General features: G+C 67.4%; 12 protein-coding genes and 3 rRNA genes. 1 reads left to right on the top strand and 14 read right to left on the bottom strand.

Features of this window, described 5'->3' with window-relative positions:
- Nucleotide 1 precedes the first annotated feature (1 nt).
- From AB3M34_RS10600 to AB3M34_RS10560, 9 genes are all read right to left on the bottom strand, one after another.
- Nucleotides 2-658, bottom strand: a complete 657-nt coding sequence (locus AB3M34_RS10600) for an NUDIX domain-containing protein (protein WP_370619701.1) — start codon at nt 656-658, stop codon at nt 2-4.
- Nucleotides 655-2,337, bottom strand: coding sequence for a CTP synthase (locus AB3M34_RS10595; protein ID WP_370619699.1), 1,683 nt, complete (start codon nt 2,335-2,337; stop codon nt 655-657). Before AB3M34_RS10595 ends, AB3M34_RS10600 begins: the two co-directional genes overlap by 4 nt.
- A 204-nt stretch (nt 2,338-2,541) precedes the next feature.
- Nucleotides 2,542-3,435 (bottom strand): copper transporter, encoded by an 894-nt coding sequence (locus tag AB3M34_RS10590; RefSeq protein WP_370619698.1) that lies wholly within the window; start codon nt 3,433-3,435, stop codon nt 2,542-2,544.
- Entirely contained in the window at nt 3,435-4,610 is a 1,176-nt protein-coding gene (steA, locus tag AB3M34_RS10585) for a putative cytokinetic ring protein SteA (protein WP_370619696.1), read from the bottom strand. The genes AB3M34_RS10590 and steA overlap by 1 nt, the downstream gene beginning before the upstream one ends.
- Nucleotides 4,611-4,659: 49 nt before the next feature.
- A complete protein-coding gene (recN, locus tag AB3M34_RS10580) occupies nt 4,660-6,363 on the bottom strand; it encodes a DNA repair protein RecN (RefSeq protein WP_370619694.1) in 1,704 nt (567 codons plus the stop codon).
- 5 nt (nt 6,364-6,368) lie between these two features.
- Nucleotides 6,369-7,328, bottom strand: a complete 960-nt coding sequence (locus AB3M34_RS10575; RefSeq protein ID WP_370619692.1) for an NAD kinase — start codon at nt 7,326-7,328, stop codon at nt 6,369-6,371.
- Nucleotides 7,325-8,158, bottom strand: a complete 834-nt coding sequence (locus AB3M34_RS10570) for a TlyA family RNA methyltransferase (protein WP_370619691.1) — start codon at nt 8,156-8,158, stop codon at nt 7,325-7,327. The genes AB3M34_RS10575 and AB3M34_RS10570 overlap by 4 nt, the downstream gene beginning before the upstream one ends.
- Nucleotides 8,155-8,433, bottom strand: a complete 279-nt coding sequence (locus tag AB3M34_RS10565; RefSeq protein WP_370619690.1) for a hypothetical protein — start codon at nt 8,431-8,433, stop codon at nt 8,155-8,157. The genes AB3M34_RS10570 and AB3M34_RS10565 overlap by 4 nt, the downstream gene beginning before the upstream one ends.
- A gap of 28 nt (nt 8,434-8,461) precedes the next feature.
- Complete coding sequence (locus tag AB3M34_RS10560) at nt 8,462-9,583, bottom strand: HAD-IIA family hydrolase (RefSeq protein ID WP_370619688.1); 1,122 nt, start codon at nt 9,581-9,583, stop codon at nt 8,462-8,464.
- 43 nt (nt 9,584-9,626) lie between these two features.
- Between AB3M34_RS10560 and AB3M34_RS10555 the strand changes: the two genes are divergently transcribed.
- Nucleotides 9,627-10,727 (top strand): DUF1015 family protein, encoded by a 1,101-nt coding sequence (locus AB3M34_RS10555; protein WP_370619687.1) that lies wholly within the window; start codon nt 9,627-9,629, stop codon nt 10,725-10,727.
- A gap of 60 nt (nt 10,728-10,787) precedes the next feature.
- On the opposite strand, the gene rrf is transcribed toward AB3M34_RS10555, so the two are convergent.
- The 5 genes from rrf to AB3M34_RS10530 all read right to left on the bottom strand — a co-directional run bounded on the left by rrf (nt 10,788) and on the right by AB3M34_RS10530 (nt 19,353).
- A 5S ribosomal RNA gene (gene rrf / locus AB3M34_RS10550) occupies nt 10,788-10,904 on the bottom strand.
- Nucleotides 10,905-11,015: 111 nt separating this feature from the next.
- Nucleotides 11,016-14,137 (bottom strand): 23S ribosomal RNA (locus tag AB3M34_RS10545).
- Between the two features lie 400 nt (nt 14,138-14,537).
- A 16S ribosomal RNA gene (locus AB3M34_RS10540) occupies nt 14,538-16,057 on the bottom strand.
- The 16S, 23S and 5S rRNA genes sit together here, the layout of an rRNA operon.
- A 497-nt stretch (nt 16,058-16,554) precedes the next feature.
- Complete coding sequence (tyrS, locus tag AB3M34_RS10535) at nt 16,555-17,817, bottom strand: tyrosine--tRNA ligase (RefSeq protein ID WP_370619685.1); 1,263 nt, start codon at nt 17,815-17,817, stop codon at nt 16,555-16,557.
- A 138-nt stretch (nt 17,818-17,955) separates the two neighbouring features.
- Nucleotides 17,956-19,353: an FAD-binding oxidoreductase gene (locus tag AB3M34_RS10530; RefSeq protein WP_370619684.1), complete on the bottom strand. Its 1,398-nt coding sequence runs from the start codon at nt 19,351-19,353 to the stop codon at nt 17,956-17,958.
- Nucleotides 19,354-19,469 lie beyond the last annotated feature (116 nt).

Genomic DNA, 19,469 nt, shown 5'->3' with positions numbered 1-19,469 from the left:
CCTAGGCCGAGGACCCCTGGTTCGCGCGGATATGACACGCAAGGAGCCCGGCGACAGCGAGCGAGTTGGTGATCCGCCCGTCCAGGACGGCGGCTACGGCGTCCTCCAGCGGGACCCAGACCGCGGCCATGTCAGCCTCCTCGTCGACACGATCGGTCCGTGCGTCGTCGGCGACGGCGCTCAGGCCCCGCGCGAGGAACACCTCGACGCGCTCGTCGGTGAATCCCGGCGAGGACCGCAGCGTCACCAGCGGCTCCCACCGGGAGGCGACGAGGTCGGCCTCCTCGGCCAGCTCGCGGGCAGCGGCGTCCTGCGCCGGCTCTCCGTCGATGTCGAGGAGACCGGCGGGGAGCTCGACCAGCCGCGCACCGACCGGGTGGCGGTACTGCTCGAGCAGCAGGACACGGCCGTCGTCGTCGAGCACCACCACGCCGACCGCGGCGTCGTGCCGCACCGTCGTCCGGTGCATCGCGCCACCTTGCGGCGTCTCGACCTCGTCCAGCACGACGTCGATGAAGGGCGACGCGTACGCCGTGGTGCTGCTGCGGACGTGCCACACCTCCGGCCGGTCCGTCACCCGTGCACCGTCGGCGACGACCATCCCCGGCAGCGTCGGATGCGGCACGCGTTCGGGGAGGCGGTGCTCCGCGCTGCTCACGCGGTCGTGTCGACCGTGTGACGCCGCAGACCGGACTCGTCCACGGGCAGCCGCATCTCGCGCTGACGCGCGAGCGCGGCGCTGACCAGGCCGGCGAACAGCGGGTGCGGACGTGTCGGACGCGAGCGCAGCTCCGGGTGCGCCTGTGTGCCGACGTAGTAGGGGTGGACCTCGCGCGGGAGCTCGACGAACTCGACCAGGTGGTTGTCCGGCGAGACGCCGGAGAACACCATGCCGGCCTTCTCGAGCGCGTCACGGTAGCCGTTGTTCACCTCGTAGCGGTGGCGGTGGCGTTCCTCGACCTCGGTCGCGCCGTACGCCTCCGCGGCGATGGAGCCCGCCGTCAACCGTGCCGTGTAGAGACCGAGGCGCATCGTGCCACCGAGGTCTCCGGCACCCTCGACGTACGCCTCCTGCTCCGCCATGGTCGCGATCACGGGGTGCTCGGTCGCGGGGTCGAACTCCGTCGAGCTCGCGTCGGGGATGTCGCCGAGCACGCGTGCGTACTCGATGACCATGCACTGCAGCCCCAGGCACAGGCCGAGCGTCGGCACCTGGTGCTCACGCGTCCAGGTCAGCGCACCGAGCTTGCCCTCGATGCCGCGGATGCCGAACCCACCCGGGACGCAGACCGCGTCGACGTCGCCGAGCCACTGCTGAGCGCCTGCAGGGGTGCTGCACTCGTCGGACGGGACCCACTTCACGTGCACCTTTGAGTCGTTGGCGAAGCCGCCGGCGCGCAGCGCCTCCACGACCGACAGGTACGCGTCGGGGAGGTCGACGTACTTGCCGACGAGTGCGACCGTGACCTCCTCCTCCGGCTCGTGGGCGCGTCGCAGGAGCTGGTCCCACTGCTTCCAGTCGACGTCACGGAACGGCAGGTCGAGACGACGGACGACGTACGCGTCGAGGCCCTCCGAGTGCAGGACCTTGGGGATGTCGTAGATCGAGGGCGCGTCGGCCGCCGTGACCACGGCCTCGGCATCGACGTCGCACATGAGCGAGATCTTGCGCTTGACGCCGGCCGGGATCTCGCGGTCAGAGCGGCACACGATCGCGTCCGGCTGGATGCCGATCGAGCGCAACGCGGCCACCGAGTGCTGGGTCGGCTTGGTCTTGAGCTCACCCGACGGCCCGATGTACGGGACGAGCGAGACGTGGAGGAAGAAGCAGTTGCCGCGTCCGATCTCGTGGCGGACCTGTCGCGCGGACTCGAGGAACGGCTGCGACTCGATGTCGCCGACGGTGCCGCCGATCTCATGGATCACGACGTCGATGTTCGGACCGCCCATGGAGAGCATCCGGTCCTTGATCTCGTTGGTGATGTGCGGGATGACCTGCACGGTGTCACCGAGGTAGTCGCCGCGTCGCTCACGCGCGATCACGTCGGAGTAGACCTGGCCGGTCGTGACGTTGGCGCGCCCGACGAGGTCCTCGTCCAGGAAGCGCTCGTAGTGGCCGATGTCGAGGTCGGTCTCCGCGCCGTCGTTGGTGACGAACACCTCGCCGTGCTGGAACGGGTTCATGGTGCCCGGGTCGACGTTGAGGTAGGGGTCCAGCTTCTGCATCGTGACCCGCAGACCGCGGGACTTCAGGAGACGGCCCAGGCTCGACGCCGTGAGCCCCTTGCCGAGGGAGGAAGCCACCCCACCGGTGACGAAGACGTGCTTGGTGGGCACCGAGTTTGCCAAGAGAACTCCCGTGATCGTGTCGGTCGGCGTGCCGTCGGGCTCGATCGGTGCGCCGGTGGAACACAGGCGGGAGAGCCGCACATGTTCACGGGATTTCACCCTATCAAGGCCTGGCAACTGCGCGACCCGCCACGCGGGCGAAACCGGTGCGACCTGTGCCACCACCTACCGGCGTTCGAGAGGCCGGCCGCCCTATTCGGCCGAGGGCCAGGCGCCGTCGGCAGCCCCCGCCGTACCGAAGTGACCTGCCGTGCCGGCGCGTTCCTTCTGGAGCGCCGACAGGAGGACGAGGTCACCGAACGGGACGCCGACGACGTCGACGGTGGAGACCGTCTTCGCCGCGTCCGAGGCGCGGACGGCCTCCACCGCGCCGTCCGTGGTCCCTGAACCCACCGGCCCAGCGACGATCGTGCCGACACCCGCCGCGTCGATGCCTGCGGCCAGGGTCGCGACGAGCTCGCCCCGTCCTCCGGAGTAGTCCTTCTCCGCGCCGGTCACCAGCACGGTGAGCTGCGCACGCGACGTCGGTGACGCGTCGGTGGTGGCGAGCTTCGCCTCGGTGAGCGCCGAGACGATGGTCTGACCGGCGGCGTCCGTCGGGACCGTCGTCTTGGCGGCGATCGCGCGGCCCAGCGCCGCGCCGACGACCTCGTAGTTAGAGAGGTCGTCGGTCGGCGTGTCCTTGACCTCCTCGAGCGTCTGCTCGGCGACGCCGACGACGAACTGGCGGTCGGCAGGGTCGACCATCCGCTCGGTGAGGGCGACCGTGCCGACGACGGTGGCACCCGAGGCTCTCAGTGTCGCGGTGACGCTGTCGATGATCGTCGCGTCCGCGCCGGGCAGCGTCACCACAGCGACCGACGCGCCGTCGAGCCTGCCGGCGAGAGGTGCCTCGCCCAGGTCCGCGCGGTACGCGTCGGCGACCGCGCGCGCCGCCGAGTCCTCGGGCGTCTCCTCGGGTACGACCCGCGCGGCCGAGGCGGGCTCGGGCTCCGCGCCGTCGAGGACCCCGGCCCCGAGGGCGATCCCACCGGCGAGAGTCACCACCAGCGCACCTGCGACGACGAAGGCGGAACGTGCGGGCATCAACCTCGGATCCCCCGGATCGTCGTGGAGACCCAGTCACCCGCGGCCTCGAACCAGTCGGACCCGACCGGCGTCGCGGCGACGGCGGCTCCGACGGCGACGAGGGCCAGCAGGAGGACGAACAGCACCTGGAGCCAGGTGAACCGCGGCCGGTGCAGCCCCGTCATCGCCTTGGCGTCGACCAGCTTCGCGCCGAGGCGGAGCCGTGTCAGGTAGCGCGTCGCACCGCCGGAGCGGGCCGAGTCGAGGAACTCCTCGAGCGTGCCGAAACCTCCGACCGTGACGACGACCCGAGCACCGCGCGCGTCGGCGAGCAGGAGGGCAGCCTCTTCGGCGCCGGCGGCGCCGGGGAACTCGACCGACGTCCGCTGCAGGCGCTCGAGGCGTTCCTCGGACTCGACGTGCCGTCGCGAGCTCGTGACGACGATCTCGTCGACCGCGCGGAGGGTCCGGTCGCTCATCTGCCCGATGTCGCCCACCACGATCGTCGGCTCGTACCCCTCGACCATCAGGGCGTCTGCGCCGGCATCGACACCGATCAGCACCGGCTTGCGCTCCTTGAGGTAGCGCCTCATCCCCTTCAGCTCGCTGCGAGCGTCCGCACCGGGGAGGACGACGACGACCTCGCGGCCCTCGAGCCTCGTGGCGATCTCGGGGATGCCCACGCCCTCGAGGAGGAGCGCGTGCTCGCGCCGCAGGTACTCGCCGCTGTTGGCGGTCAGCGTCTCGAGCTGCACGGACATGCCGGTGCGGCCGCGGAGGAGCATCTCCTCGACACGGTTCTCGTCGATCACGACGCCTTCGGCGAGCGTCGTCTCGCCACGGACGAGCGCCGTACCGTCCAGCCCGACCTTGTCGCCGTCCTTCAGCGTGGCGAGAACGTCGGTGCCGACCCCGTCGAGCAGGGGGATGCCGGCCCGGACCAGCACCTGCGGGCCCAGGTTGGGATAACGCCCGGTGCTCGACGCCGCAACATTGACGACGGCGACGACACGTCGTTCGCAGATCTGCTCGGCGGTCGCTCGGTCGAGGTCCGGGAGATCCACGACGGCGACGTCGCCGGCCCGGACTCGTCTCACGTCGTGCGGGTTGCGGACGACGCGTGCAGGCCCCGCGACATCGAGGTCGGTGTCGCGCGGGGTACGGCGCAGGTTCAGCAGGCTCACCGTCGTCATGCTGCCACCCGTCCCGGGGCGATCCGCGCACCCGCGACACCCCGGCGTGTCAGCGCAGCGCCCGGTCCTCCGCGGCCAGTGCGACCAGCTCGCGCGCGTGGGCCTCCGCCGTCGCGGAGCCTTCCAGCCCGGCGAGCATCCGAGAGAGCTCGGCCACCCGGGCGTCGTCGTCGAGCAGCGCGACGCCGCTCGTCGTCACCGTGCCGTCGTCGGACTTCAGCACGTGGTAGTGGCGGTCGCCGAACGCCGCCACCTGCGGCAGGTGCGTCACCACGAGCACCTGAGCACCCGACGCGAGCCGGGCGAGACGACGGCCCACCTCGATCGCGGCCCGGCCACCGATGCCTGCGTCGACCTCGTCGAACACGAACGTCGGGACGCTCGCCTTGTCGGCGAGGACGACCTCGAGCGCCAGCATCACCCGCGAGAGCTCACCGCCGCTCGCACCCTTGGCGAGCGGGCGCGGTGCCGCGCCGGCGTTGGCTGCCAGCAGGAGCTCGACCACGTCGGTGCCGTCCGGGCCGAGGTCGGAGGGCTCGGGCGTCTCGGGAGCGCGGACGGCCACCTCGATGCGCGCGTGCGGCATCGCCAACGCCTCCAGCTCCGCGCCGACCTCGGCGGCGAGGCGTACGGCCGACTCCTGGCGGAGCGCGGTGATCTCCGCTGCCTGGGCGAGCAGATCGCGCTCGAGCTGCGCGATCTCCTCGGTCAGCTCGGCGATCCGGCCGTCGTCGCCTTGAAGTGCCGCCGCCCGTGCCCGTGCGTCGTCGGACCAGGCCAGGACGTCGGACAGCGCCGGCCCGTACTTGCGGGTCAGTCCGGCCAGCGCCGCACGGCGTTCGGACACCGCAGCCAGCCGAGCAGGGTCGACCTCGACGCCGTCGGCGTACGACGCGAGCTCACCGGCCACGTCGCTGACGGTGAACCGGACCTCGTCAAGGCGCCGTGCCTGCGCGTCGAGCGCCGGATCGTGCTCGCGGACACCGTCGAGGAGGCTGCTCGCCCGGCCGAGGAGGTCGAGCACGTCCGCCGCGTCGTCGGTGTCGGAGAGCAGGCCGTGCGCCTCGGCCGCCGCGAGGACCAGCGACTCGGCATGGGCGAGGCGGCTCTCCTCGATCCGGAGCGCGTCGTCCTCACCCTCCTCAGGGGCCACCTGGGCGATCTCGTCGAGGCCGAACACGAGGACGTCCAGCTCACGGGCCCGCTCCTGGCTCGCCGACGTGAGCTCCTCGAGCTCGCGCCGGCTCTCGACCAGGCGCGTGTACGCCGGCCGGTACGAGGCAAGCGCCTTGCCCACGTCACCGAAGCGGTCGAGCGCGTCTCGCTGGGCTCCCGCCTGGAGGAGCCGGTGCTGGTCGGACTGCCCGTGGACCGCCACCAGCTGCTCGCTGAGCCGTGCAAGCATGCCGGCCGGGACCGACGCGCCGCCGAGGTACGCGCGGGAGCGACCGTCCTTGCCGATCGTGCGGGCGAGCACCAGGTCGTCGCCGTCGGTCTCTGCCGGCGTCTCGTCGAGGAGGTCCCTGACGGCAGGGAGGCCCCCGACGTCCACGGTGGCCTCGACCCGGAGACGGTCGGCACCGTGGCGTACCAGCCCCGCGTCGGCACGTGCTCCGCGGAGCAGCCCCAGGGCCGTCACGACCATCGTCTTGCCGGCGCCGGTCTCGCCGGTGAGGACGGTCAGGCCCGCGCCGAGCTCGAGCTCGGCGTCCGCGATCACGCCCAGCGACGACAGCCGGATCTCGTGCCACACGTCGATCAGCCCTCCTCGGGGTCGGGACGTCGCTCGAGGGCATCCCGCTCGCTCCTGCGCTGCGCCGCCGCTCCGCGCCACCCGGTGACCGGCAGGTCGAACTTGCGGACCAGACGGTCGGTGAACGGCGCCTGGTGGAGGCGGGCGAGGCGGATGTGCTTCTCGCCCTGCCTCACCTCGACGCGCGCGCCCGGCGGGAGGTCGTACGTCCGGCGACCGTCGCACCACAGCACCCCGGAGGCAGGAGCCTCGGGGATGACCTGGATCGCGAGCAGCGACGTCGGCGAGACGACCATCGGCCGCGCGAACAGGGCGTGCGCGCTGATCGGCACCATGAGCAGCGCCTGCACCTCGGGCCACACCACCGGTCCGCCGGCGCTGAAGTTGTAGGCGGTGGACCCGGTCGGGGTCGCGCAGACGATGCCGTCGCAGCCCCAGCGCGAGACCGGCCGGTCGTCGATCGCCACGACGACCTCGAGCATCCGCTCGCGCGACGCCTTCTCGACCGCGGCCTCGTTGAGAGCCCAGCTGCGCGCGACCTCCTGGTCGTCGACGAAGACCCGCGCATCGACGGTCATCCGCTCCTCGACCGTGTACTCGCGGTCGACGACCCGGCGGACCGTGTGGTCGAGGTCGTCGACGTCGGCCTCGGCGAGGAAGCCGACGTGCCCGAGGTTCACGCCGACGAGCGGCGTGCCGCACTCACGGACCAGCTCGGCCGCCCGCAGCAAGGTGCCGTCGCCACCGAACACCACCGCCAGCTCGCAGCCGGCACCGGCCTCGGGATCGACGGGGACGACCTCCGCCTCCGGCAGGCCCCAGCGTTCGAGGGCCGGCGCGTCCTCGACGACGACACGCACGATGATGCCCTCGGCCACGATCGCCCGCGCGAACTCGGCCGCGATCTTGCTGGCCTCGTCGCGTCCGGTGTGGGCGAGGATCAGCACGCGTCGTTCGGTGCTCACTGGTGCTCCCGTCCGTTCGGTGATCCCAACGGCCCCTGGGCCACCGCCGCGCGGACCGCGTCCTCGGCGACCGGCGGGGCGTCCTGCCGGAACCACCCAAAGTACTCGACGTTGCCGGTGGGTCCGGGCAACGGGCTCGCGGCGACCGCACGAGTGCCCCAACCCGCCTGCTCGGCGGCGTGGCAGACGCCGAGGACGGCCTCCACGTGAAGCTCCGGGTCGCGTACGACACCCTTCCTGCCGACCCGGTCCTTGCCGACCTCGAACTGCGGCTTGACCATCAGGACCATGTCGCCGTCGGCGGCGCAGACCCGGGCGAGCGCCGGCATCACGAGGGTGAGCGAGATGAACGACAGGTCCGACACCACGAGGTCGACCGGCCCGCCGATGGTGTCGGGGTCGAGCTCGCGCACGTTCGTACGGTCGTGGACGGCCACTCGGGGATCCTGCTGCAGCGCCCAGACCAGCTGGCCGTACCCGACGTCGACGGCGACCACCTCACGCACGCCGCGTCGCAGCAGCACATCGGTGAACCCACCGGTCGACGCACCGGCGTCGAGGCAGCGCCGCCCCTCGACGGCCAGTCCCTGCGGCTCGAACGCCTCGAGCGCTCCGAGCAGCTTGTAGGCGCCACGCGATGCATAGCCCGGATCGTTCTCCGCGTCCCGTACGACGACCGCCTGGTCGGTCGTGATCTGCGTCGCCGCCTTGGCAGCCGTGGCGCCGTCGACGGTGACACGGCCTGCAGCGATCAGGTCGCTGGCCTGCTCGCGCGACCGCGCGAGCCCACGGCGTACGAGCTCGGCGTCCAGGCGGATCCGACGGCTCACGAGGCGCTCGGGCGGTCCTGGCCGGCCGACTGCAGCACGTCGCGGAGCTTCGCGTGAACCTGCTCGTACACGGCGAGGTGCTCCGACACGGGAAGCTCGGCGAGCTTCTCGAGGTCGGCCAGCACGGCTTCGACCCTCGGGTCGGCGGCGGGAGGCTCGCCCGCTCCGGCGTCAGGCGCTGCGGGCGCGGGAGGGGCCGTCGGGGGCCGCGGGCGAGGCGGGCCGGGGACGGGAGGCCTCGGTGCGGCCGGGTTCTCGGGTCCGTCGTCGGTCATCTCGCGCTCCTTCGTTCCACCGGCTCGATCATCGCACTCCCCAGGGCTCCAGCGCGGAGCGGATCGCGGCGAGGTCGAGGCGTCGCGACGACTCCCCCGCGATCTCGTCGCGCCGGTGCCAGGCCAGCGCCACGGCGGCGCGCAGCAGCTCGACTGCTGCTTCGTGGTCGTCGGCGGCCAGCCCTGCCCCGTCCACTAGCAGCGCCCCGTCGGCGACGAGGACGGCATGGCTGCCGCACCGTGCTGCCTCTGCCTCGACGTCGACCGGCGGGTGCGGGAGCGCGAGCGCCCGCAGGTCGGGGGCCACGTAGGTCGGGCGTGACGGCGGCGGAGCCGTCATCAGCGCGTCGAGGTCCGTGACACCTGTGAGGACGAGCAGGCTGTCGGCGCCCACGTTGTTGGCACCCTCGATGTCGGTGTCCAGCCGGTCGCCGACCACCAGCGGACGCGACCCGCCGACGCGGAGGACGGTCTCGTCGAAGAGCGGAGCGTACGGCTTGCCGGCGACCTGCGGGACACCGCCCGTGGCCGTCGCGATCGCGGCGACCAGGGTGCCGTTGCCCGGAGCGAGACCACGCGCGGTCGGGATGGAGCCGTCCGTGTTGCTGGCGACCCACGGGATGCCCCGTGCCACCGCGTACGCGCCCTCCGCCAGCTGCGCCCAGCGGAGGTCTGGCGAGAAGCCCTGCACCACCGCGTCGGGACCGTCGTCGGCGGACGCGACCGGGACGAGACCGTGCTCCTCGACCGCCTTCTGGAGCCCTTCGCCACCGACGACCAGCACGCGGGAACGGGGTTCGACGAGCCCGGCAACCAGGCGACCAGCGGCCTGCGCCGAGGTGACGACCGCGTCGTCCTCCGTCGGCATCCCGAGTCCGCGCAGCTTCGCGACGACCGCGTCGGGCGTGCGAGCGGCGTTGTTGGTGACGTACGCGAGCCGGACACCCGCCGCCCGGGCGGCCTCGAGGCTCTCCGACACGTGATCGATCGCGTCGTCCCCGCGGTAGACCACACCGTCGAGATCGAGCATGGCCACGTCGTATCCGTCACGGAGCGGGCCGCTGCGGTCGTGCAGGCGCTCGACCGCCCGACGGCGGTCGTCGGGCGACGAGGGGGCGTGATCATGGGGTCGAGTCGCGTTGTCGGGCATCGCGACCAGCGTAGGGGCAGGAGACCTGGCCTACGATGCACCGGTGGACAACGGCGCGATCGTGCCCTTCCGGGCTGTGGGTTTCGACGGTGGTGCGCCGGCGGTCTCCGCCCGCACGTACGTCCCGTCGGTCGGCTGGGCCGACCTTCCGTCGACCCTTCCCGAGCACCACGTCCTGCGCCTGCTCGAGCCCGCCTTTCGCGACGACGCGCCGGCGCGCGCGGCCGAGACCGCTCGCACCTGGTTCACCGACGGTGTCCTCACCACCGACGAAGAGCCTGCGTTCTACGCGTACCGGCTCACCCACGACGGCCATCAGGCACTCGGTGTCGTCGTCCTCGTCGACCTGGACGCCGGACGCCTCCGCCCGCACGAGGACGTGATCGCCGCGTACGCGATCCGGCAGGCCCGCCTGGCGGAGGCGACGCAGGCGCAGTGGGAGCCGATCACCGCCTACACGACGGGTGAGCCGGTCGCGCCGCTCCTCGAGGGCGTGCTCGACCGGCCCCCGGACCGCATCGCCGAGGACGGAGGACGAACGGACGAGGTGTGGGCCATCACCGAGTCGCAGGCGATCGAGCGCATCGCGGCACGCCTCGACAGCCAGCCGCTCGTCATCGCCGACGGACACCACCGGTACGCCGCCTGGCGCACGGCCTACGAGCGGGCGGGACGGCTCGCACTGACCCTGGTCGTCGATCCCCCGGCCCTCACAGTGGGTCCGATACACCGCGTGGTGTCGTCCATCGACCTCGACGAAGCCGTGAAGGGCCTTCCGCTCCCAGTCGTCGACCTCGCCGGTGAGCCCGATGCCACGCGCTTCGTCGCCGAGGGCGAGTCGCGTTGCGTCCTCACGGACGGCCGCCGGTTCCTCGGCGTCGACCCGTACGAGTGCTCCCCGTGCTGGGTTGAGGACGTCTTCACCCCCCATCACGGCCTCGAGTCGGAGGCGGTGGCGTACGAGCCGGACCTCGAGACGGCTGCACGGGCCGTCGCATCGGGAGGCGGCGTGGCCCTGCTTCTCTCGACCCCGACCCTCGCGACCGTCACCCGCGCGGCGACGACGGGTCGACTGCTGCCGCACAAGTCGTCGTGGTTCAGGCCGAAGCCGAGGGTCGGCATGGTCATGCGGTCCTGGGCATGAATGAATGCAGAAATGGCTGAAGGCCGTCACCTGGTGGTGACGGCCTTCAGCTGAAGTGTTGTCCGGCGGCGTCCTACTCTCCCACACAGTCTCCCGTGCAGTACCATCGGCGCTGAAGGGCTTAACTTCCGGGTTCGGAATGTTGCCGGGTGTTTCCCCTTCGCCATGGCCGCCGTAACCCTGTGGGGTTACAACTGGACCAAAACATGGTGTTGCTATTTTGTTTTGGTTCTGGGTTGTGGTCCCAGAACCTCACAGTGGACGCATTTGAGTGTCGTTGAAGTGTGTGTAGACAAGCCCTCGGCCTATTAGTACCGGTCAGCTACACGCATTGCTGCGCTTCTACTTCCGGCCTATCAACCCAGTGGTCTACTGGGGGCCTTAACCCACATGGGGTGGGAAACCTCATCTTGAAACGTGCTTCCCGCTTAGATGCTTTCAGCGGTTATCACTCCCGAACGTAGCTAATCAGCAGTGCTCTTGGCAGAACAACTGACACACCAGAGGTTCGTCCATCCCGGTCCTCTCGTACTAGGGACAGCCTTTCTCAAGTTTCCTACGCGCGCGGCGGATAGGGACCGAACTGTCTCACGACGTTCTAAACCCAGCTCGCGTGCCGCTTTAATGGGCGAACAGCCCAACCCTTGGGACCTGCTCCAGCCCCAGGATGCGACGAGCCGACATCGAGGTGCCAAACCATCCCGTCGATATGGACTCTTGGGGAAGATCAGCCTGTTATCCCCGGGGTACCTTTTATCCGTTGAGCGACGCCGCTTCCACATGCCAGCGCCGGGTCACTAGTCCCGACTTTCGTCCCTGCTCCACCCGTCGGTGTCACAGTCAAGCTCCCTTGTGCACTTACACTCAACACCTGATTGCCAACCAGGCTGAGGGAACCTTTGGGCGCCTCCGTTACATTTTAGGAGGCAACCGCCCCAGTTAAACTACCCACCAGGCACTGTCCCTGATCCGGATCACGGACCTAAGTTAGATATCTAGTACGACCAGAGTGGTATTTCAACAGCGACTCCACAACCACTGGCGTGGCCGCTTCACAGTCTCCCACCTATCCTACACAAGTCGAACCAAACACCAATACCAAGCTGTAGTGAAGGTCCCGGGGTCTTTCCGTCCTGCCGCGCGTAACGAGCATCTTTACTCGTAGTGCAATTTCGCCGAGCTCGTGGTTGAGACAGCGCCCAAGTCGTTACTCCATTCGTGCAGGTCGGAACTTACCCGACAAGGAATTTCGCTACCTTAGGATGGTTATAGTTACCACCGCCGTTTACTGGGGCTTAAGTTCAGTGCTTCGCCTTACAGCTAACACGTCCCCTTAACCTTCCAGCACCGGGCAGGAGTCAGTCCGTATACATCGAATTACTTCTTCGCACGGACCTGTGTTTTTAGTAAACAGTCGCTTGGGCCTGGTCTCTGCGGCCCTCAACGCTCCCCCAGCAAGTGGGTTCACGAATCAGGCCCCCCTTCTCCCGAAGTTACGGGGGCATTTTGCCGAGTTCCTTAACCACGATTCACTCGATCGCCTTGGTATTCTCTACCTGACCACCTGTGTCGGTTTGGGGTACGGGCGGCTCTGGTACTCGCTAGAGGCTTTTCTCGACAGCATAGGATCACTCACTTCGCCAATAAGGCTCGGCATCAGATCTCAGGCACATGGCAGACGGATTTACCTATCTGCCGCCCTACGTCCTTACACGCGGACAACCATCGCCGCGATGAGCTACCTTCCTGCGTCACCCCATCACTTGCCTACTACCAGCTCGGGTCACACGCTCACCAAGACACGCCACCCCGAAGGGCGGTCTAGCTCGGCTCGGGTGCTTAGCATCACTGATTCAGCATGGGCGCACCAACGCCGGTACGGGAATATCAACCCGTTGTCCATCGACTACGCCTGTCGGCCTCGCCTTAGGTCCCGACTTACCCAGGGCAGATTAGCTTGACCCTGGAACCCTTGGTCATTCGGCGGAAGAGTTTCTCACTCTTCATTCGCTACTCATGCCTGCATTCTCACTCGTGTGGCATCCACGGCTGGGTCACCCCGCCGCTTCACACGCCACACGACGCTCCCCTACCCATCCACACACCTGGACCCACACCACTTGGATGCGGGCCGAGTACACGTATGAATGCCATAGCTTCGGCGGATTGCTTGAGCCCCGCTAAATTGTCGGCGCAGAATCACTTGACCAGTGAGCTATTACGCACTCTTTCAAGGGTGGCTGCTTCTAAGCCAACCTCCTGGTTGTCTGTGCGACTCCACATCCTTTTCCACTTAGCAACCGCTTAGGGGCCTTAGCTGATGGTCTGGGCTGTTTCCCTCTCGACTACGGAGCTTATCCCCCGCAGTCTCACTGCCGCTCTCTCACTTGCCGGCATTCGGAGTTTGGCTGATTTCGGTAAGCTTGTAGGCCCCCTAGACCATCCAGTGCTCTACCTCCGGCAAGAAACAAACGACGCTGCACCTAAATGCATTTCGGGGAGAACCAGCTATCACGGAGTTTGATTGGCCTTTCACCCCTATCCACAGGTCATCCCCTCAGTTTTTAACCTAAGTGGGTTCGGTCCTCCACGCGGTCTTACCCGCGCTTCAACCTGCCCATGGATAGATCACTCCGCTTCGGGTCTAGAGCACGCGACTCATACGCCCTGTTCGGACTCGCTTTCGCTACGGCTACCCCCCAACGGGTTAACCTCGCCACGTACCACTAACTCGCAGGCTCATTCTTCAAAAGGCACGCCGTCACCCCAACCCCAAAGGATCAAGGCTCCGACGGATTGTAGGCACATGGTTTCAGGTACTATTTCACTCCCCTCCCGGGGTACTTTTCACCTTTCCCTCACGGTACTAGTCCGCTATCGGTCATCGAGGAGTATTTAGGCTTAACGGGTGGTCCCGCCAAATTCACGCGCAATTCCAGGAGTCACGCGTTACTCGGGAAACACACAAGGAAGGCACAAGCTTACGTCTACAGGGGTCTCACCCTCTACGCCAGACCATTCCAGGCCCTTCGACTTCACTCATGCTTTATCACTTCCCGCCAGCTCGGCAGAACCAGCAAGTGCGCTCCCACGACCCCGCACAGACAACAACTGCCGTCTCTCACATCTGCACGGTTTAGCCTCATCCGCTTTCGCTCGCCACTACTCACGGAATCACGGTTGTTTTCTCTTCCTGTGGGTACTGAGATGTTTCACTTCCCCACGTTCCCTCCGCACGCCCTATGTGTTCAGGCGCCGGTGACCAGACATAACTCTGGCCGGGTTTCCCCATTCGGACACCCCCGGATCACAGCTCGGTTGTCAACTCCCCGGGGCTTATCGCAGACTCCTACGTCCTTCATCGGCTCTCGATGCCAAGGCATCCACCATGTGCCCTTAGTAGCTTGCAAAATACACACACTACAAAGACACTCGCGTCCACTGTGAAGTTCTCAAACCACAACCCGCAACCACCCCGCACCACAGAAAACCTGCAGCCGACATGACCGGAACAGAAACACCAACACCCCCACACCCCAACCCCCACCCGAAGGCAAGAGAAGAGACACAGGAGGCGCCTGATGCCTCAGGACCCAACAGTGTGCCCAACCACACCCCACCCCGCCCAGACCGTTCCACACCCACCCCCCAAAAAGGAGCAAGCAGTACTAGACCCAGACCGGACAAGACCGGCTGAATAATCGACGTTCCACCATCTGAGCACCCGACCACCACGACATCCGCGTGATCAAGCCGAGAACACACCCACCCACACCACCAGGATGCGAGCAGATGAGCAATGCTCCTTAGAAAGGAGGTGATCCAGCCGCACCTTCCGGTACGGCTACCTTGTTACGACTTCGTCCCAATCGCCAGCCCCACCTTCGACAGCTCCCTCCCACAAGGGGTTAGGCCACCGGCTTCGGGTGTTGCCGACTTTCATGACGTGACGGGCGGTGTGTACAAGGCCCGGGAACGTATTCACCGCAGCGTTGCTGATCTGCGATTACTAGCGACTCCGACTTCATGGGGTCGAGTTGCAGACCCCAATCCGAACTGAGACCGGCTTTTTGGGATTCGCTCCACCTTACAGTTTCGCAGCCCTTTGTACCGGCCATTGTAGCATGCTTGAAGCCCTGGACATAAGGGGCATGATGACTTGACGTCATCCCCACCTTCCTCCGAGTTGACCCCGGCAGTCTCCTATGAGTCCCCACCATCACGTGCTGGCAACATAGAACAAGGGTTGCGCTCGTTGCGGGACTTAACCCAACATCTCACGACACGAGCTGACGACAGCCATGCACCACCTGTACACCAGTGTCCAAAGAGACCCACATCTCTGCAGGCTTCTGGCGTATGTCAAACCCAGGTAAGGTTCTTCGCGTTGCATCGAATTAATCAGCATGCTCCGCCGCTTGTGCGGGCCCCCGTCAATTCCTTTGAGTTTTAGCCTTGCGGCCGTACTCCCCAGGCGGGGCGCTTAATGCGTTAGCTGCGGCACGGAACCCGTGGAATGGATCCCACACCTAGCGCCCAACGTTTACGGCATGGACTACCAGGGTATCTAATCCTGTTCGCTCCCCATGCTTTCGCTCCTCAGCGTCAGAACAGGCCCAGAGAACCGCCTTCGCCACCGGTGTTCCTCCTGATATCTGCGCATTCCACCGCTACACCAGGAATTCCGTTCTCCCCTGCCTGCCTCTAGTCTGCCCGTATCGGAAGCACGAATGGGGTTAAGCCCCAAGTTTTCACTCCCGACGCGACAAACCGCCTACGAGCCCTTTACGCCCAATAATTCCGGACAACGCTCGGACCCTACGTATTACCGCGGCTGCTGGCACGTAGTTGGCCGGTCCTTCTTCTGTAGGTACCGTCACTTGCGCTTCGTCCCTACTGAAAGAGGTTTACAACCCGAAGGCCGTCATCCCTCACGCGGCGTTGCTGGATCAGGCTTTCGCCCATTGTCCAATATTCCCCACTGCTGCCTCCCGTAGGAGTCTGGGCCGTGTCTCAGTCCCAGTGTGGCCGGTCACCCTCTCAGGCCGGCTACCCGTCGTCGCCTTGGTAGGCCATCACCCCACCAACAAGCTGATAGGCCGCGAGCTCATCCCCCACCGAAAAAACTTTCCACCCCACACCATGCAGTGCGAGGTCATATCCGGTATTAGCCACCGTTTCCAGAGGTTATCCCAGAGTGAAGGGCAGATTACTCACGTGTTACTCACCCGTTCGCCGCTCGTGTACCCCGAAAGGCCTTACCGCTCGACTTGCATGTGTTAAGCACGCCGCCAGCGTTCGTCCTGAGCCAGGATCAAACTCTCCGTCGAAACCCAACCAAAAGCTGGGCACAACAAAAACTTCAAACCCGGACTAACTATTTGCTGACAAATAATTTGTCACGGAAAAATGACCAAACAGGTCATACTGATTATCTCGTCGACTTTTAACACACTGTTGAGTTCTCAAACATCAGACACACAAAACCCAGAACCCCCCACACAAGGAGACCCCAGACCAAGGCGCGACCCCCCAACCTACCAGAACAACCACAACACCCCAAACAGGGCGGTGACTCCGAAAGAGAAGGAAGATAAGTCAACCAGGACCGCGAACCCGACCCACAAGGCCTTGCCCACCGCCGTCCCCGGCAACAAGAAGAACACTACGCGGAGGTAAACAGGCGGTCAAATCGAGGCGATGTGCCCTGGGTCACAAGTGCCGTTTCTGCAGGTCAGATGGCGTTTTGGGGCCGAAGACGTGGGACCCGCCGGCGCAACGCGACGACGGGCCCCACGGACGTCTCGGACATGTCTGGACAGACCGGTCACGCGCTCGCCAGCTCGGCCCCCGCGACGGACTTCTTGCCCTTGCGGAGGACCACCAGCCCGCCCTGGAGGGCGTGCTGCCCGTCGAGCGTCGTGTCCGGGTCCTCGACACGGACGTTGTTGACGTAGGCACCGCCCTCGTTGACCGCGCGGCGCGCGGCGGACTTGCTGTCGACGAGGCCCGCGGCCACGAAGGCGTCCACCAGGGGCGTACCGCTCTCGACCGTCACCAAGCCGGCCTCCGTGAGGGCGGCCCGCAGGGTCGACTCCGGCAGATCGACGAGCTCCGCCCTGCCGAACAGCGCTGCGGACGCCTGCTCGGCAGCGGTCACCTCGTCCTGCCCGTGCACCAGCGCAGTCACCTCCGCCGCGAGTCGGCGCTGGGCGATGCGGAGCCCGGGGCGCTCGGCGGACTCGGCGGCGATCTCCTCGATCTCGTCGAGACCGAGGAAGGTGAACTGGCGTAGGTACTCGACGACCTTCGAGTCCTCGGCCTGGATCCAGGTCTGGTAGAAGGCGTACGGCGACAGCATCTCCGGGTCGAGCCACAGCGCTCCCCCCGTCGACTTCCCGAACTTGGTCCCGTCCGCCTTCGTGATCAGCGGCGTGGACAGCGCGTGGACCTTGGCACCCTCGGCGCGCCGGATCAGCTCGACGCCTGCGGTGATGTTGCCCCACTGGTCGCTGCCTCCGGTCTGCAACGAGGTGCCGTACCGGCGGTAGAGCTCCAGGTAGTCCATCGACTGGAGCAGGACGTAGCTGAACTCGGTGTAGCTGATGCCCGTCTCGAGGCGGCTCGCGACCACCTGGCGGTCGAGCATCCGGTTGACCGGGAAGTGCTTCCCGACGTCACGGAGGAAGTCGATGACGTTGACGTCCTTCGTCCAGTCGAGGTTGTTGACGACCCGCGCGGCGTTGTCGCCCTCGAACGACACGTACTGCTCGACCTGCGACCGGATCCGGTCGACCCAGTCGGCGACGGTCTCGCGGCTGTTCATCGTCCGCTCCCCCACGTCCCGCGGGTCGCCGATCAGGCCGGTGGACCCACCGACGAGAATCAGCGGCCGGTGACCCGCGAGCTGCAGCCGCCGGGCGGTGAGCAGCTGGAGAAGGTTGCCCATGTGGAGGCTGGGGGCCGTCGGGTCGAAGCCCACGTAGAACGTGACCGGCCCCGCGGACAGATCGGCGCGCAGGGCGTCACGGTCTGTCGAGTGCGCGACGAGTCCGCGCGCCTCGAGGTCGTCCAGGACGTGGGTGGTCACGGTGGTCTCCTCACAGCTGAGTGCCCGGTCGGTGATCGACCGGGTCCAGCTGCAAGTCTGCCGCACCCCTGCGCGTCCCTGGCACGGGACGGGGCCGTCGGTCTTCCCCCGGTTGGCCGACGACCCCGCGCCGCGGTCTCAGGAGAGGCCGACGGCTGCGCGGTACACGCCCGTCGGGTCGTGCTCCGCAATCACGTCGGCGAGCCGCTCGCGGTCGGCGTACGAGGTGCTGCGGTCGAGCGTGTCCCACGCGGACACCAAGGTCGATCCGACGGCGCCGGCGCTCCAGGGCCGCAGTGCCGCGGCGACCTCCGCGAAGGCGTCGCGGACCATCGGCTCGAGTCCCGGGTCGGGCAGCAGCGAGAGCGCGACGGCAATGTACTCGGACGGAACCTCGGTCATGAGGCCCGAGCGACGTGCGGTTCGCGACGGCCCCAGGTGACGTACCTGCACCTGGAGGATCGCGCCGGGCCTGCCGGCCACCGCCAGCAGCGCATCGATCGCGGTCGGCGTCAGCTCACCGAGCGCCATCCCGTGGTGGGCCACAGGCATGGGGTCGATGGGCTCCTCGCAGATGTCGCCGACCTCCGACGCGGTCCGCTCGCGCACCGTGTCGTACACGAGCACGCCGGCGGCACGGATCGGCGCGAGCGCCCGCTCGAGCCCGGTGAGTCCCTCCGCCGTGCAGGACTCCACCACGACGAACGACTGGCCGCGCACCTCTTCCGGCATGAAGTCGAGGTTCGGGACGTGGACGATCGAGGCCCACAGCGAGATCGCGTCACCAGCGGCGGCAGTCGCCTGCGCGAACGCGTTCAGGACGCTGCGCGCGTCGGCGATCGGGAACAGCATGCGACCGCCGGCGATGGCCGGGGCCAGGTGGAGGTCGATCTCCACCGACGCCACGTAGGCGACGTTGCCGCCACCACCGCGAAGTGCCCACATGAGCCCGGGGTCGGTGTCGTCGTCGACGTGTCGTACGACGCCGTCCGCATCGACGATCTCGGCCGAGCGCAGGGAGTCCGCACCCATCCCGAAGGGGCGGGTGAACCACGAGTAGCCGCCCTGCAGGGTGTATCCGACCACCGAGACGTCGGGGTTCGAGCCGATCATGCCGGTCAGCCCGGTGCCGTCGAGCGCTGCCTGAAGCGCCCCCCAGCGCACGCCGGCGCCAACTCGCGCGGTGCGTGCGATCACGTCGACGTCGATCACGTCGAGGCCGGTCCCGCGGACCACGATGCTGCCGGCGAGCCTGGCAGAGGCCCCGTGACCGCTGGCCTGCGGCGCGACGGCGATGTCGAACGCACGGCCGAACCGTACGGCGGCTGCCACGTCGTCGGCGCTCTCGGCCAGGACGACCGCGCAGGGCGACTGGTCGACGGCGAGGTTCCAGGCGAGGCTGACCTCGTTCCACCCGGGGTCACCGGGGCGGACGAGACGGGTGCCGATCTGCGCCCGAAGAGCGTCGAAGTCGACGTCGGCGGGCTCGTCATGACGACTCGGTCGGGTCGCGATCGTGTCGGTCAGTGTGGTCATGGTGCTTCCTTGCTTCCGTGGCCGACCTCTCTGTCGGCGCGTCGATGAACGAGAACCACCGTGCGCCTGCCCACTTGGGGAGTCCTTGGGATCGGCTTGGGGACGGCATGGGCATG

The sequence above is a fragment of the Mumia sp. Pv4-285 genome (genome assembly GCF_041320275.1).
In the GTDB taxonomy this organism is placed as follows: Bacteria; Actinomycetota; Actinomycetes; order Propionibacteriales; family Nocardioidaceae; genus Mumia; species Mumia qirimensis.
This window is presented reverse-complemented; position numbering and strand designations above follow the sequence as displayed.

Excerpts from the sequence above, each read along its gene's own strand:
- AB3M34_RS10560 (WP_370619688.1), bottom strand. The coding sequence starts at position 9,583 with ATGCCCGACAACGCGACTCGACCCCATGATCACGCCCCCTCGTCGCCC.
- AB3M34_RS10530 (WP_370619684.1), bottom strand. The coding sequence starts at position 19,353 with ATGACCACACTGACCGACACGATCGCGACCCGACCGAGTCGTCATGAC.
- steA (WP_370619696.1), bottom strand. The coding sequence starts at position 4,610 with ATGACGACGGTGAGCCTGCTGAACCTGCGCCGTACCCCGCGCGACACC.
- AB3M34_RS10565 (WP_370619690.1), bottom strand. The coding sequence starts at position 8,433 with ATGACCGACGACGGACCCGAGAACCCGGCCGCACCGAGGCCTCCCGTC.
- AB3M34_RS10590 (WP_370619698.1), bottom strand. The coding sequence starts at position 3,435 with ATGCCCGCACGTTCCGCCTTCGTCGTCGCAGGTGCGCTGGTGGTGACT.